Raw genomic sequence first — 14339 nt, forward strand, 5'->3', positions numbered from 1 at the left:
TTGGCCGGAAGATTCGATTAGAATCATTTCAAGCGTATTAAATCATAACAATGCCGTTTACTGCCCCGGACAGCAGGCAGAAACGGAGGACCAAGCAGGAAGGGAACTATAAAGATGAGCAATTCGATCACCCGCGCTGATTTCGACCAGGTCATGGTCCCCAACTACGGCCCGGCTGCCTTCATTCCGGTCAAGGGCCTGGGATCGCGAGTCTGGGATCAGGATGGTCGTGAATTCATTGATCTGGCTGGCGGTATCGCCGTGAATTCGCTGGGCCATTGCCACCCGCAACTGGTGGCTGCGCTGACCGAACAGGCTGGCAAGCTGTGGCATGTGTCCAATGTGTTCACCAACGAGCCGGTACTGAAACTGGCTCATGCGCTGACTTCCGCCACCTTTGCCGATCGTGCCTTCTTCTGCAACTCCGGTGCCGAGGCCAATGAAGCCTGCTTCAAGCTGGCACGCAAATATGCCGCCGATCATTTCGGTCCGGAAAAGAACGAAATCATCTCCTGCAAGAATTCCTTCCACGGTCGCACCCTGTTTACCGTGAGCGTGGGTGGTCAGCCCAAGTACACCGAAGGCTTTGCCCCGGTACCGGCCGGCATCCACCATTTCGAGTTCAACAATATCGACTCCCTCAAGGCGGCCATCAGTGACAAGACCTGCGCCGTGGTCATCGAGCCGGTGCAAGGCGAGGGCGGCGTGCTGCCGGCCGACAAGGCCTTCTTGCAAGCTGCGCGTGAACTGTGCGACCAGCACAATGCGCTGCTGATTTTCGATGAAGTACAAACCGGTGTGGGCCGTACCGGCTCGCTGTACGCCTATCAGGAATACGGCGTGACGCCGGACATCCTCTCCAGCGCCAAGTCGCTGGGTGGCGGTTTCCCGATTGGTGCCATGCTGACCACAGACAAGATTGCCCAGAGCTTCTCGGTCGGCACCCACGGTACCACTTACGGCGGCAACCCGCTGGCCGCCTCGGTTGCCCTCAAGGTGATCGAAATCGTCAACACCCCGGAAGTGCTGGCCGGTGTACGTGCCAAGAGTCAGCGCCTGCGCGATGGCCTGAATGCCATCAACGACAAGTACAAGGTATTCAAGGAAGTCCGTGGCATGGGCTTGCTGCTGGGCTGCGTACTGACCGATGCCTTTGCCGGCCGTGCCAAGGACTTCGTCAACGCTGCCAGCAAGCATCAGCTGTTGCTGCTGGTTGCCGGTGTCAATGTCGTGCGCATGGCACCGTCGCTGGTGGTGGAAGACCGCGACATCGACGAAGCGCTGCAGCGTTTTGATGCTGCCGTGGCCGAACTCGTCGCCGCCAAGTAAGCCCCGTTTTTTCCCGCAAGAGACACCACAGCCAGGCTTTGCCGTGGCTGTGGGTACGGCTGCGCCCGCGAAACGGCGCAGCGGCTTACCCCCCAGAGGGAGGTTTCCATGTTTATCGTGCGCCCAGTCCGCACTGCCGACTTGCCCGCCATCGAAAGAATGGCCGTAGCCAGTGGCATCGGTGTGACCAGCCTGCCCAACAATCGGGACAAGCTGTTCGAACGGATCCAGCAGTCCTCATCGTCGTTCGAGTTTGAAGCCACTGCAGAAACCGGCAGCGAATACTATATGTTCGTGCTGGAATCCGCCGGCGAAGTGGTGGGTACTGCCTCCATCAGTGCCTGTGCCGGTTTTGACGAGCCGTTTTACAGCTACCGCAGCGAAACCTTCGTGCATGCCTCGCGCACCCTCAAGGTGAATAACCGGGTGCATGTGCTCAATATCTGTCACGACCTTACCGGCATGGTGCAGCTGTGCGGCTTCTATGCCGATAGCGTGCTGGAGCCGCTGGCCGCCGAACTGCTGTCCCGCGCGCGCCTGCTGTTCATCGCCACGGCACGGCAGCGCTTTGGCCGTCGCATCATTGCCGAAATGCAGGGTATTCATGATGATGCCGGTCAGTCGCCGTTCTGGAACGCTATTGGCCGCCGCTTCTTCAATATGGATTTCCTGCAGGTGGAACAGGCTTTCGTCGGCCACAGCAAAACCTTTATTGCCGAGCTGATGCCCAGCTATCCCATCTATGTGCCCTTGCTGCCGGATGATGCGCAAAACGCCATTGGTCAGATCCACGCCAATTTCGAGCGTCCCTGTCAGCTGCTCACCACCGAAGGTTTCGAGGCAGACAACTATATCGACATCTTTGATGGTGGCGCGGTGCTGACTGCCGAGCTGGACCGTCTGCAAACGCTGGAGCGCAACCGTTGTCATCCGGTGGAAGTGGCCGCCAGTCTGCCGGCCCAGGCCAGCATGCATCTGGTGTGCAACCAGCAGGTAGGTGACTTCGTGGCGGCAGCCATCCGCGTGGCCATTGTCGATGGTGTGGCCTTCATCAATCCGGATGCCGCCCAGGCACTGGGTGTAAGCAGCGGCGACACCGTGCGTGTGGTCGGCTTGCAGCAAGGCTGAGGAGAGAGAGCATGATGATTATCCGTCCGATCGCACATAGCGATCTGCCCGGCCTGATGAATCTGGCACGCAGTGCCGGAGTCGGCCTTACCTCCTTGCCGGTGAACGAAGAACGCCTGTCGCGTCGCATCAGCCGTTCGGTACTGTCCTTTGCCGGTGAGCTGGACCGTGCCGACCAGGGCTATGTATTCGTGCTGGAAGACAGCGAAACCGGCCAGGTTGGTGGTATCTGCGCGCTGGAAGCCGCTGTTGGCCTGAAAGAGCCCTGGTACAACTACCGCGTGGGCACCATCGTGCACGCCTCGGACGAACTGGGCGTGTACTCGCGTCACGAAACCCTGTTCCTGTCCAACGACCATACCGGTTATTCCGAGCTGTGCACCTTGTTCCTGCATCCGGATTTCCGCGCCAACCGCAATGGCGGCCTGCTGTCCAAAAGCCGCTTCCTGTTCCTGGCGCAATTCCCGCAGCTGTTCGGCAAGACCGTGGTGGCGGAAATGCGCGGTGTATCCGATGCGGATGGCCGCTCCCCCTTCTGGGAAGGGCTGGGGCGTCACTTCTTCTCCATCGATTTTGCCCAGGCGGATTACCTCACCGGCGTCGGCCAAAAGGCTTTTGTCGCCGAGCTGATGCCCAAGCACCCGGTGTATGTCGATTTCTTGCCGGCTGATGCCCAGGCGGTAATCGGCAAGACGCACGACAACACCCGCCCGGCCGTGGCCATGCTGGAATCCGAAGGTTTCCGCTACGAAGGCTATGTCGACATCTTTGATGCCGGCCCTACCGTGCAAGCCTATACCAGCGAAATTCGGGCGGTGAAGGAAAGCCGTACCGTGACCGCCCGCGTACTGGACCCGCTGCCCGAAGGGGAGCGTTGCCATTATCTGGTTTCCAATCAGTCGCTGACCGGTTTCCGGGTGATTCTGGCACAAGCGCCAGCCCCCACTCATGAATTCTGCCTGACGCCGGAACAGGCGCAGGCCCTGAACGTGCAGGAAGGCGACCACGTACGCTGCGTGGCACTGTCGCCCAAGGAGAACGCATGACCACTTTGTATATCAATGGACAATGGCTGGCCGGTGCCGGCGCAGACCTGAGCAAGACCAATCCGGCCACGGCGGAGCTCATCTGGCAAGGGCAGGGCGCCGATGCCGCGCAGGTTGATCAGGCTGTTGTGGCGGCACGTCTGGCCTTCAAGTCCTGGGCACGCACTGCACTGGACGAGCGCATTGCCATCGCCCGCCGCTTTGGCGAACTGCTGACGGCCAACAAGGATGCGCTGGCCACCATTATTGCCAAGGAAACCGGCAAGCCGATGTGGGAAGCGCTGACCGAAGTCACCACCATGGTCAACAAGGTGGAGATTTCGGTGAAGTCCTATCACGAGCGTACCGGCGAGCGCGCCGCGCCCATGGGGGATGCCCAGGCGGTGCTGCGTCACAAGCCGCATGGTGTGGTGGCCGTGTTCGGCCCGTACAACTTCCCCGGCCATTTGCCCAATGGCCATATCGTTCCTGCCCTGCTGGCCGGTAACTGCGTGTTGTTCAAGCCGTCGGAACTGACACCGTGGACTGCACAGGAAACAGTGCGTCTGTGGGCGGAAGCGGGCTTGCCGGCCGGAGTGATTGCCCTGCTGCAAGGTGCGCGTGAAACCGGCATCGCACTGGCCGGCCACAAGGGTATCGACGGCCTGTTCTTTACCGGCAGCTCGGCCACTGGCGAACTGCTGCACCGCAATTTCGGCGGTCAGCCGGACAAGATTGTGGCCCTGGAAATGGGTGGTAACAATCCGCTGATCGTGGAAGACGTGGCCGATATCGATGCCGCCGTGCATCACATCATCCAGTCCGCATTCGTGTCGGCGGGACAACGCTGCACCTGCGCGCGTCGCCTGCTGGTGCCGCAAGGTGCGTGGGGTAATGCGCTGCTGGCCCGTCTGGTGGAGGTCACTGCCAAGCTGAAAGTGGGGCAGTACGACGAACAACCGGCACCATTCATGGGTGCGGTAATTTCCAATGCCGCCGCCGAAGCCTTGCTCAAGGCCCAGGCCTGGCTGCTGGAAAACGGTGGCAACAGCCTGCTGGAAATGCGTCGCCTGACGCCGGATGCCGCCATCCTGTCGCCCGGCATCATCGACAGCACTGCGGTGGAGCGCCCGGACGAAGAATTCTTCGGCCCGCTGCTGCAAGTCATCCGCTATGCCGATTTTGATGAAGCCATCGCCATTGCCAACGATACCCGTTTTGGCCTGGCTGGTGGCGTGCTGTCGGATAGCCGCGCGCTGTACGAACGCTATCTGCTGGAAAGCCGCGCTGGCGTGGTCAACTGGAACAAGCCGCTGACTGGTGCTTCCAGTGCTGCTCCGTTTGGTGGCATCGGTGCCTCGGGCAACCATCGCCCCAGCGCCTACTATGCCGCGGATTACTGCGCTTACCCGGTGGCCTCGCTGGAGTGCGACAGCCTGACCGTGCCTGCCCAACTTTCTCCGGGGATTACACTGTGAACGCCTACGAAGTGAATTTTGACGGCCTGGTTGGGCCGACACATAACTACAGCGGCCTGTCCTTTGGCAATGTGGCTTCCACCAGCAATACCAAGGCAGTGTCCAATCCCAAGCAGGCAGCCCAGCAGGGTCTGGCCAAGATGAAGGCGTTGCACGACCTGGGCTTCAAGCAGGGCGTGCTGGCCCCGCACGAGCGCCCGGACGTGGCCAGCCTGCGCCGCCTGGGTTTTTCCGGTACGGATGGCGAAGTGGTGGCGCGTGCCGCCAAGGAGGCCCCGGCCATTCTGGCGGCAGCCTCGTCCGCTTCCTGCATGTGGACGGCCAATGCCGCTACGGTCAGCCCGTCTGGCGATACCGCGGACAAGAGGGTGCACTTTACCCCGGCCAATCTGAACAACAAATTCCACCGTTCCATCGAGCATCCCACCACGCGCCGTCTGTTGCAGGCGATGTTTGCCGACGAACAGCACTTCATGGTGCATGAAGCCCTGCCGGCGCAGATGCACTTTGGTGATGAAGGTGCGGCCAACCATACCCGCTTCTGTGCGGAATATGATGCTGCCGGGGTAGAGTTCTTCGTATTCGGCGCAGCGGCATTCGATGGTCGCTACCCGGCCCCGCAGCGCTTTCCGGCGCGACAGACGCTGGAAGCCTGCCAGGCCGTGGCGCGCCTGCATGGTTTGTCGGAATCCGGCGTGGTGTATGCCCAGCAGGACCCGGCCACCATCGATGCCGGTGTGTTCCACAACGATGTGATTTCGGTGGGTAACCGCAATGTGCTGTTCCACCATGAAAAGTCTTTTCTGGAGCAGGGCAGGGTGCTGGAAGAGCTGTCACGCAAGCTGGCGGCCGTGGGTGGGCAGTTTGTACCGGTGGAAGTGCCGGATGCCGAAGTGAGCGTGGCCGAGGCGGTGAAGAGCTATCTGTTCAACAGCCAGCTGCTGTCCAAGCCGGATGGCAGCATGATCATCGTGGTGCCGGAAGAATGCCGCAACGTCGAGCGTGTGTGGAGCTATCTGCAAAAGATGAGCAGCAGCGGCGGCCCGATCAATGAAATCCGCGTGTTCGACCTCAAGCAGTCGATGCAGAATGGCGGCGGCCCGGCTTGCCTGCGGTTGCGCGTGGCGATGTCGGCCAGCGAGATTGCTGCAGTCAACCAGGGCGTGCTGATGAGCGATGAACTGTTCGCGACGCTGAACGCCTGGGTGGAACGGCATTACCGCGATCGACTGAATGCGGATGATCTGGCCGACCCCTTGCTGCTGGACGAATGCCGCACGGCGCTGGACGAGCTGACGCGCATCATGCGGCTGGGTTCGGTTTACCCCTTCCAGCTGGCCTGAGCCAGATCATGCATCAGGGCAGGGCGATGTCTTCATTCCGGTCAGTCGCCCTGTTTCTGTCTATATATAAAGCCACCTGCGGGTGGCTTTTGTGCTGTTATGGGGCGCTGCTGCATTTTTTGCCACATTGTGGGGCAAATTTCCCGTTTTCAGCGCCAAAAAACTGGCCCGACTCTTGCTATAGAGGCCGCAAGAAACTGTTTTGTCTGTACTGCTTGCTTAATGATGTAGTGAGCCGACAAAAATTTTGCAGGGATGCGGTGTGTTCAGTCGGGCGGACGATTGTATCCCGAAGATTGTATACATTCGAATGAGTGCGAAAATTCTGTGTTCGCATTGGAATGCGAATGAACATTTCTTTTCGGTTGCGAATATTTTCAAGGGGAAACATGTCAAAAATGTGAAAATGCAGGCTTTGCCAGGTGTGTTCTCGCGCAGTGAAGATATCCGATATTATCTTGCTGCAGCGCAGTAGTATACTTGAGGAAAAGTCAATAAAATCAATAACTTGCAATAATCTTAAATGATTTGCCTTTTTGCTGTTTTTCACCGGTTTTTCAGATTGACAGTCGATTGAATCCACACGCATAATCCGTGCGGCTGTCAGACAGAAACCAGGAAAATGGTTCGATACGACAGGCAACAACTACAGGTGGCATAAGAAGAGGGGAAGCCCTACAAGCTGCTGGGTCGTTTAAATCAAAGGAGATCTCCCACGTGGACATTTTTTTCCAACAGATCCTCAATGGTCTGGTACTTGGTAGCATCTATGCGCTGATCGCGCTGGGTTACACCATGGTGTACGGGATCATGGGGCTCATCAACTTCGCCCATGGCGAAGTCGTGATGATTGGTGCAATGGTTTGCATTACCGTCGTTTCTACCCTGATGCACTCGGGTGTGGACCTTCCAGGCTGGGCTATCGTGCTGATCGGCACGCTGGTTGCCATTCCGGCTTGCGCCTTGCTGGGCTTTGTCATTGAACGGGTGGCTTACCGTCCGTTGCGTGGCGCTCAGCGTCTGGCTCCGCTGATTACTGCGATTGGCTTGTCCATTTCGCTGCAGCAGATTGCCATCCTGATCTGGGGCCGCAACTACATCCCGTTCCCTGACCTGCTGAATGCAGACACCGTCAGCATCATGGGTGCCAGCATTACCAAGCTGCAAATCATGATCGTGGTGCTGTGCCTGGTGCTGATGATCGGCCTCCTGGTTGTGGTTGAGAAAACCAAGCTGGGTCGCGCCATGCGTGCCACCAGTCAGAACCCGGCCGTGGCAGGCCTGATGGGTGTCAACGTCAACACCATCATTTCCGCTACCTTCATGCTGGGTTCCGCCTTGGGTGCGATTGCCGGTGTAATGGTTGCTACCAACTATTCCCAAGCTCACTACTATATGGGCTTCATGATCGGCCTGAAGGCGTTTACCGCTGCGGTGCTGGGTGGTATCGGCAATCTGGGTGGTGCAGTGGCCGGCGGTATCCTGCTGGGCATTATCGAAAGTCTGGGTGCCGGTTATATCGGTCAGCTGACCGGTGGCTTCCTGGGTTCCAACTATCAGGACATCTTTGCCTTCATGGTGCTGATCCTGGTGCTGATTTTCCGTCCGTCCGGCCTGCTGGGCGAAAAGATGGCTGACCGCGCCTGATCCGGGGGAGAAATAACATGAGCAAGGCATTTGATTCCAAACAAATCGGGCTGTTCATCGCCAGCGGCATTGCCCTGTGCGTACTGCCCTTCGTGGTAGGCGGCGCGCTGGGTAATTCCTGGGTGCGTATCGTCGACTTCGCGCTGTTGTACGTGATGCTGGCACTGGGCCTTAACATCGTGGTGGGCTTTGCCGGCCTGCTCGACCTGGGCTTCATCGCCTTCTATGCCGTGGGTGCCTATACCTACGCATTGCTGGGTTCGCCGCACTTCGGCATTCACTGGCCCTTCTATGTCACCATTCCGCTGGGTGCGCTGTTTGCCGCCTTCTTCGGTATTCTGCTCGGTACTCCGGTACTGCGCCTGAAGGGTGACTATCTGGCCATCGTGACGCTGGGTTTCGGTGAAATCATCCGTATCTTCATGAACAACCTGAACGCGCCGGTCAACATCACCAACGGCCCGCAAGGTATCAACCTGATCGACCCGATCCGCGTGGCCGGTGCCGACCTGGGTTCGCCGATCAACCTGTTCGGCATGTCCCTGCCGCCGGTCTATCTGTACTACTACCTGTTCCTGGTGTTGACCGTCATCGTGGTGATCATGGCTTCCCGCCTGCAGCACTCCCGTATCGGCCGTGCCTGGGTTGCGCTGCGTGAAGACCAGATTGCCGCTTCGGCCATGGGTATCAACATCCGCAACATCAAGCTGCTGGCCTTTGCACTGGGTGCGCTGTCCGGTGGTGTGGCTGGTGGCCTGTTCTCTGCCTTCCAGGGTTTTGTATCGCCGGAATCCTTCAGCTTGCTGGAGTCCATCATGATCCTGGCCATGATCGTTCTGGGTGGCATGGGTAACATCGCCGGTGTGATCCTGGGTGCTGTCGTGCTGACCATTGCGCCGGAAATCCTGCGTGACGTGATTGGCCCGCTGCAGATGAAGACCATGGGTCGCATGCTGATCGACCCGGAAAACGCCCGCATGCTGCTGTTCGGCATTGCCATGGTGGTGATGATGCTGGTTCGTCCGGAAGGCATGCTGCCGTCCAAGCGCCGCAAGGCTGAATTCAAGGACGCCAAAGAAGCGGCTGCGCAGAAAGGTTAAGTCATGGCTGAAGTACTGCTGAAAATCGAAGGCATCAACAAGCGTTTTGGCGGTCTGCACGCACTGAGCGATGTCGGCCTGACCATCAACAAGGGTGAAATCTACGGTCTGATCGGCCCGAACGGTGCCGGCAAGACCACGCTGTTCAACGTGCTGACCGGCCTGTACGTGCCGGACGAAGGTTCCTTCACCTTCGACGGCCACAACCTGTTCCAGGCCAAGCCGCACGTGGTGGTGAACGCCGGTATCGCCCGTACTTTCCAGAACATCCGTTTGTTCGCGGAAATGACTGCGCTGGAAAACGTGATGGTGGGTCGCCACATCCGTTCCAAGGCCGGCGCACTGGGCGCGGTACTGCGTGACCGTCGTACCCGCGAGGAAGAAAAGGCGATTACCGCCAAGGCCTGGGAACTGCTGGAATACGTAGGTATTGCCGACGTGGCCGACGAACGTGCCCGTAACCTGTCCTACGGCCACCAGCGTCGTCTGGAAATCGCCCGCGCGCTGGCCACCGAGCCCAAGCTGCTGGCACTGGACGAACCGGCTGCCGGTATGAACCCGCGTGAAACCGAAGAGCTCAAGGAGCTGATGAGCAAGATCGCCAAGAGCGGTACTACGGTTTTGCTGATTGAACACGACGTCAAACTCATGATGGGTCTGTGTGACCGTATTGCGGTGCTGGATTACGGCAAGAAGATTGCCGAAGGCGTTCCGGAAGAAGTACGCAAGAACCCGAGAGTGATTGAAGCTTACCTGGGAGCGGCACACGCATGAGCCTTCTGGAAGTTAAAAACCTGCAAGTGGCTTACGGCGGCATTCAGGCTGTTCGTGGCGTGGATTTCCACATCAACCAGGGCGAGCTGGTCACCCTGATCGGTGCCAACGGTGCCGGCAAGACCACCACCCTGAAAACCCTGATCGGCATGGTGAAGCCGTCCGGCGGCAGCATCACTTACGATGGCAAGCTGAACGGTACCATTCCGTCCCACGACTATGTGCGTCATGGTCTGGTGATGGTGCCGGAAGGCCGTGGCATCTTCAGCAAGCTGACGGTGGAAGAAAACCTGCAAATGGGTGCCTACTACCGCAATGACAAGGCGGCCATCCAGAGCGAAATCGAGCGCGTGTACGAACTGTTCCCGCGCCTGAAAGAGCGTTACAAGCAGCTGGCCGGCACCCTGTCCGGCGGCGAACAGCAAATGGTGGCCATGGGCCGTGCCATGCTGTCCAAGCCCAAGCTGCTGCTGCTGGATGAACCATCCATGGGCCTGGCGCCCATCATCGTGGAAAAGATCTTCGAGATCATCCAGATGATTGCCAAGGAAGGCGTGACCATGCTGCTGGTGGAGCAGAACGCCAAACTGGCCCTGGAAGTGTCCCAGCGCGGTTATGTGATGGAAAGCGGCCGTATCACCATGGGTGGCCCGGCGCGCGAATTGCTCGACGACGAACGCGTGCGTAACGCCTACCTCGGCGAGTAAGCAAAAGAGTCTTCAATGACAGCAACGATTAGCCCCGAAGTACTGGTCCACCAGCTCTTCGGGGCCTTTTTATTGCCCCCGCTGCTTTTCATTCTCCCCATCGCCCTGGGGCTGTTGCTGCGCCGCCGTGCGCCTGCCATGGGGGCCAGTCTGGTATGTGTCGGCCTGCTGCTGGCCTATCTGTTGTCCATCCCCCGTACTGCCATGTGGCTGAATGGCGGACTGGAGCGCTACCCCGTCGTTTCCACGGCCCAGCTGCAACAGCAACAGGCCATCGTGGTGCTGGGCGGCGGCAAGAAACCGGCTCCCGAATATGACCGTAACGAACCGAGTGCCGATACCCAGACCCGGCTGCGCTACGCCGCCTTTCTGGCACGGCACACTCATCTGCCCCTGCTGGTGACCGGTGGCTCGCCCTATGGTGGCGAACCGGAAGGCGAGGTGATGGCGCGAACCCTGCAACAGGACTACGGCCTGTCTGTACGCTGGGTGGAAATGCAGTCCAATACCACGCTGGAGAACGCCCGTTACAGTGCACTCATGCTGAAAAAGGCCGGTATCAGCCGTATCGTGCTGGTCAGCCAGGGCTGGCATCTGCGCCGCGCGCTGCCGTTTTTTCAGGCCCAGGGCCTGAATGTGCTGCCTGCACCCACCGGTTTTGTCCGTTATGATGGCGCAGGGCTGGCCTGGTATCTGCCCACCGGGCGGGCCATGCAGGAATGCCATTCCGCCTTGCGCGAATGGCTGGGCATTTTCTTTTACTCGGTACAAGGCTGGTTGCACGGCAGGGCCACGCAGCCGGATTGATGCCGGGTCAACTCCGAGCAAGAGGTGTGAAGCGTGAACGTTGCAGCCATCATCATCGGCGATGAATTATTGTCCGGCAAACGGCAGGACAAGCATTTGCAATCCCTGATCCGCATTCTGGCGGCGCGTGGCCTGAGCCTGGCCGCTGCGGAATACGTGGGTGACGACCCGGCACGCATCACCGCAGCCTTGCAGCGTGCCTTTGCCAGCGGCGAACTGGTGTTCAGTTTTGGCGGCATCGGTGCCACCCCGGACGACCACACCCGCAGCTGTGCCGGACAGGCGCTGGGCTTGCCGCTGGAGGTTCACCCCGAAGCCGGTGCGCTGATCGAGGCACGCTTTGGCGAGGATGCCTATCCGCACCGCATCAATATGGCGATGTTCCCGTCAGGCAGCCGCATCATCCCCAATCCGGTGAACCAGATTGCTGGTTTCTCGCATGGTGATGTGCATTTCGTGCCGGGCTTTCCCGCCATGGCCTGGCCGATGATCGAATGGGTGCTGGATAGCCAGTACCGCCATCTGTTCAACGACAGTCCTGATGTGGAAGCCGGGGTGATTGCGCTGAATGCGCGCGAGGGCGACCTGATCACCCTGATGCAGGATTTCAGCCAGCGCTATCCTGCCCTCAAGCTGTCCAGCCTGCCCAGTTTTGGCAACGAAACCATTCCGCAGATGCACATCGACTTCGGCTTTACCGGCCAGCGCCAGCTGGTGGAAATAGCCATTGCCGAATGGCGCAAGGCACTGACGGCGGCGGGGTATACCTTGCAAGAGCGCGCTTGAACTGACCTGTGGCACATGCAAAAAGGGGCTTTACGCCCCTTTTTGTTTTGCTGGACCTTGCCTCAGCGCCCGGTTTTCAGCTGTGTCCACAGCCGGTTTTGCAGCCGCATGATGTCAGCCGGTACCGGTTCCAGCAGGAACAACTTGTTGATGAGGGCTGGTGGCGGGTAGATGGCCGGGTCGTTGGCAATCTCCGGTTTCACGAACTTGCGCGCCGCCGCATTGGCGGTGGGGTAGAACACGGTATTGGTGATGCCGGCGTTCACCTGTGGAGTTTGCATGTAGTTGATCCACTGCAGTGCGGAATCGACATTCTTGGCTCCCTTGGGAATCACCATCACGTCAAACCACAGTGGCGCACCGGTCCGGGGAATGTAATAGGCCAGCTGGTAGGGGCGTTTGGCTTCGGCGGCGCGGGTTTTGGCGATCACCACGTCACCGGAGTAGCCCAGTACCATGCAGATATCGCCATTGGCCAGTTCATTGATATAGCCGGACGAGCTGAAACGCTTGATATAGGGGCGGATTTTTTGCAGGGTCTGGAAGGCCGCCTGATAGTCGGCCGGGTTGCGGCTGTTGGGTTGTTTGCCCAGATAGTGCAGGGTGGTGGCGAACACGGCCTTGGCATCGTCCAGTACCGAAATGCCGCAGCCTTTCAGTTTTGCCGCTTTTTGCGGGTTGAACAGATTGTCCCAGTCGTCCAGCGGCGCGTCCTTGCCCAGTAGCGGCTGTACCTTGGTCAGGTTGTAGCCCAGGCCGTCGGTGCCGTAGGCCCAGGGAACGCCATACAGATTGCCCGGGTCGGCACCGGCTATCTTGGCCATCAGTGCCGGGTCCAGATTACGCAGATTGGGCAGCTTGCTCTTGTCCAGCTTCTGGAAGGCCCCGGCCTGAATCTGCTTGGCCATGAAGTCCGAGGTGGGGGTGACGATGTCGTAGCCGGAGCTGCCGGTCAGCAGCTTGGATTGCAGGGTTTCATTGCTGTCGTAGTTGTCGTAGCGCACCTTGATGCCGGTCTGTTTTTCAAAGCCGGGAATGGTGTCCTTGGCAATGTAGTCGGACCAGTTATACACATTCAGCACCCCGGCGGCGCTGGACGCCTGGCTGGCAGCGGCCAGCAACAGGGCGGAGGCAAGCAGTTTTCTGGTTTTCATGGCTGGTTTCCTGAGCGGTTATATACGTCGTCATGAAAGACCTTGGACTATTGCTGTCTGGCATGGTTTCGCTACGCGCATGACAACCGTCCAAACTGCCCTGAGTGAATAGGCCGGATGCAAAAAAGCCCGGCATAAAGCCGGGCAGGGACAGACAAGAAACCGGATTCAGTCTTGCGGATGGAAATACTGCAGGATGCTGGAAAAATCCAGCTGACCATTACCGGCAGCCGCATGGTTCTCGTACAGATTGCGCGCCAGCGTGCCCAGTGGTGTGGCGGCATGGCTGTCCAGCGCGGTGGTTTCGGCCAGGCCCAGGTCTTTGAGCATCAGCGCCGTCATGAAGCCGCCGCTGTAGCCACGGCTGGCCGGGGCGGTTTCCATCACGCCGGGCCAGGGGTTGTACAGCTCCAGCGCCCAGTTGCGGCCGGAGCTCTTGCTCATGATGTCCGACAGTACTTTCGGGTCCAGCCCGTTCTTCACCCCCAGCGCCAGCGCCTCGGCGGTGCCTGCCATCAGGATGCCCAGCAGCATGTTGTTGCAGATCTTGGCGGTCTGGCCCGCGCCGTTGCCACCAGCGTGGAAAATGTTCTTGCCCATGGCCTCCAGCAACGGGCGTGCTTCGGCCAGATCGGCCTCGTCACCGCCGACAATAAAGGTAAGCGTACCGGCAGCGGCCCCGGCGGTGCCACCGGAAACCGGCGCGTCCAGCATGCGCAGGCCAGCTGCAGTGGCAGCATCGGCCACCTGGCGTGCATCGCTGGCGGCAATGGTGCTGCAGTCAATCACCAGCGTACCCTTGGGCAGGCTGGCAAACAGCCCTTGCTCGCCCAGATACAGCGCCTGCACATGCTTGCCGGCCGGCAGCATGGAAATCACCACGCTGGCGCCTTGCACGGCGTCCAGCGCGCTGCTGGCGGCACGGGCACCGGCGGCTTGCAGCCTGGCCAGTGCGTCGGCGGACAAATCGAAAGCGGCGACGCTAAACCCCCTGGCCACCAGATTGAGCGCCATCGGCCCACCCATATTGCCCAGTCCGATGAAGGCGATGTGTGTCATTG

At 59.5% G+C, this 14339-nt stretch carries 13 protein-coding genes; 11 read left to right on the plus strand and 2 right to left on the minus strand.

Features of this window, described 5'->3' with window-relative positions; genetic code table 11:
- Positions 1-114: 114 nt before the first annotated feature.
- From DKK66_RS13855 to DKK66_RS13905, 11 genes are all read left to right on the plus strand, one after another.
- Positions 115-1329, plus strand: coding sequence for an aspartate aminotransferase family protein (locus tag DKK66_RS13855; protein WP_045845300.1), 1215 nt, complete (start codon positions 115-117; stop codon positions 1327-1329).
- Between the two features lie 108 nt (positions 1330-1437).
- Entirely contained in the window at positions 1438-2457 is a 1020-nt protein-coding gene (gene aruF, locus DKK66_RS13860) for an arginine/ornithine succinyltransferase subunit alpha (RefSeq protein WP_131359090.1), read from the plus strand.
- Positions 2458-2468: 11 nt separating this feature from the next.
- A complete protein-coding gene (gene astA / locus DKK66_RS13865) occupies positions 2469-3503 on the plus strand; it encodes an arginine N-succinyltransferase (protein ID WP_045845298.1) in 1035 nt (344 codons plus the stop codon).
- On the plus strand, positions 3500-4960 hold the full coding sequence (gene astD, locus DKK66_RS13870; RefSeq protein ID WP_131359093.1) for a succinylglutamate-semialdehyde dehydrogenase: 1461 nt from the start codon (positions 3500-3502) through the stop codon (positions 4958-4960). Before astA ends, astD begins: the two co-directional genes overlap by 4 nt.
- Positions 4957-6303 (plus strand): N-succinylarginine dihydrolase, encoded by a 1347-nt coding sequence (astB, locus tag DKK66_RS13875; RefSeq protein WP_131359096.1) that lies wholly within the window; start codon positions 4957-4959, stop codon positions 6301-6303. Before astD ends, astB begins: the two co-directional genes overlap by 4 nt.
- Positions 6304-7020: 717 nt before the next feature.
- On the plus strand, positions 7021-7950 hold the full coding sequence (locus DKK66_RS13880) for a branched-chain amino acid ABC transporter permease (protein ID WP_131359099.1): 930 nt from the start codon (positions 7021-7023) through the stop codon (positions 7948-7950).
- A 17-nt stretch (positions 7951-7967) separates the two neighbouring features.
- Complete coding sequence (locus DKK66_RS13885; RefSeq protein WP_131359102.1) at positions 7968-9050, plus strand: ABC transporter ATP-binding protein; 1083 nt, start codon at positions 7968-7970, stop codon at positions 9048-9050.
- Between the two features lie 3 nt (positions 9051-9053).
- Positions 9054-9824, plus strand: coding sequence for an ABC transporter ATP-binding protein (locus tag DKK66_RS13890; protein WP_131359106.1), 771 nt, complete (start codon positions 9054-9056; stop codon positions 9822-9824).
- Positions 9821-10531 carry an ABC transporter ATP-binding protein gene (locus tag DKK66_RS13895; RefSeq protein ID WP_045845292.1) on the plus strand — a complete coding sequence of 237 codons (711 nt, stop codon included), beginning with the start codon at positions 9821-9823 and terminating at the stop codon, positions 10529-10531. The genes DKK66_RS13890 and DKK66_RS13895 overlap by 4 nt, the downstream gene beginning before the upstream one ends.
- 15 nt (positions 10532-10546) lie before the next feature.
- Complete coding sequence (locus DKK66_RS13900) at positions 10547-11338, plus strand: YdcF family protein (protein WP_131359109.1); 792 nt, start codon at positions 10547-10549, stop codon at positions 11336-11338.
- Positions 11339-11371: 33 nt separating this feature from the next.
- On the plus strand, positions 11372-12124 hold the full coding sequence (locus DKK66_RS13905; RefSeq protein WP_131359112.1) for a molybdopterin-binding protein: 753 nt from the start codon (positions 11372-11374) through the stop codon (positions 12122-12124).
- Positions 12125-12186: 62 nt separating this feature from the next.
- Here DKK66_RS13905 and DKK66_RS13910 read toward each other — a convergent pair whose 3' ends face one another.
- Positions 12187-13278 carry a polyamine ABC transporter substrate-binding protein gene (locus DKK66_RS13910; protein ID WP_131359115.1) on the minus strand — a complete coding sequence of 364 codons (1092 nt, stop codon included), beginning with the start codon at positions 13276-13278 and terminating at the stop codon, positions 12187-12189.
- A 168-nt stretch (positions 13279-13446) separates the two neighbouring features.
- Entirely contained in the window at positions 13447-14337 is an 891-nt protein-coding gene (gene mmsB, locus DKK66_RS13915; RefSeq protein WP_131359118.1) for a 3-hydroxyisobutyrate dehydrogenase, read from the minus strand.
- Between the last annotated feature and the right edge of the window lie 2 nt (positions 14338-14339).

This window comes from Aquitalea sp. USM4 (assembly GCF_004328945.1).
GTDB classification, from domain to species: domain Bacteria; phylum Pseudomonadota; class Gammaproteobacteria; order Burkholderiales; family Chromobacteriaceae; genus Aquitalea; species Aquitalea pelogenes.

Bases quoted from the DNA above. Each gene is read 5' to 3' on its own strand.
- DKK66_RS13855 (WP_045845300.1), top strand. From the start codon at position 115: ATGAGCAATTCGATCACCCGCGCTGATTTCGACCAGGTCATGGTCCCC.
- DKK66_RS13890 (WP_131359106.1), top strand. From the start codon at position 9,054: ATGGCTGAAGTACTGCTGAAAATCGAAGGCATCAACAAGCGTTTTGGC.
- mmsB (WP_131359118.1), bottom strand. From the start codon at position 14,337: ATGACACACATCGCCTTCATCGGACTGGGCAATATGGGTGGGCCGATG.
- DKK66_RS13900 (WP_131359109.1), top strand. From the start codon at position 10,547: ATGACAGCAACGATTAGCCCCGAAGTACTGGTCCACCAGCTCTTCGGG.
- DKK66_RS13885 (WP_131359102.1), top strand. From the start codon at position 7,968: ATGAGCAAGGCATTTGATTCCAAACAAATCGGGCTGTTCATCGCCAGC.
- DKK66_RS13895 (WP_045845292.1), top strand. From the start codon at position 9,821: ATGAGCCTTCTGGAAGTTAAAAACCTGCAAGTGGCTTACGGCGGCATT.
- DKK66_RS13910 (WP_131359115.1), bottom strand. From the start codon at position 13,278: ATGAAAACCAGAAAACTGCTTGCCTCCGCCCTGTTGCTGGCCGCTGCC.
- astA (WP_045845298.1), top strand. From the start codon at position 2,469: ATGATGATTATCCGTCCGATCGCACATAGCGATCTGCCCGGCCTGATG.
- aruF (WP_131359090.1), top strand. From the start codon at position 1,438: ATGTTTATCGTGCGCCCAGTCCGCACTGCCGACTTGCCCGCCATCGAA.
- astD (WP_131359093.1), top strand. From the start codon at position 3,500: ATGACCACTTTGTATATCAATGGACAATGGCTGGCCGGTGCCGGCGCA.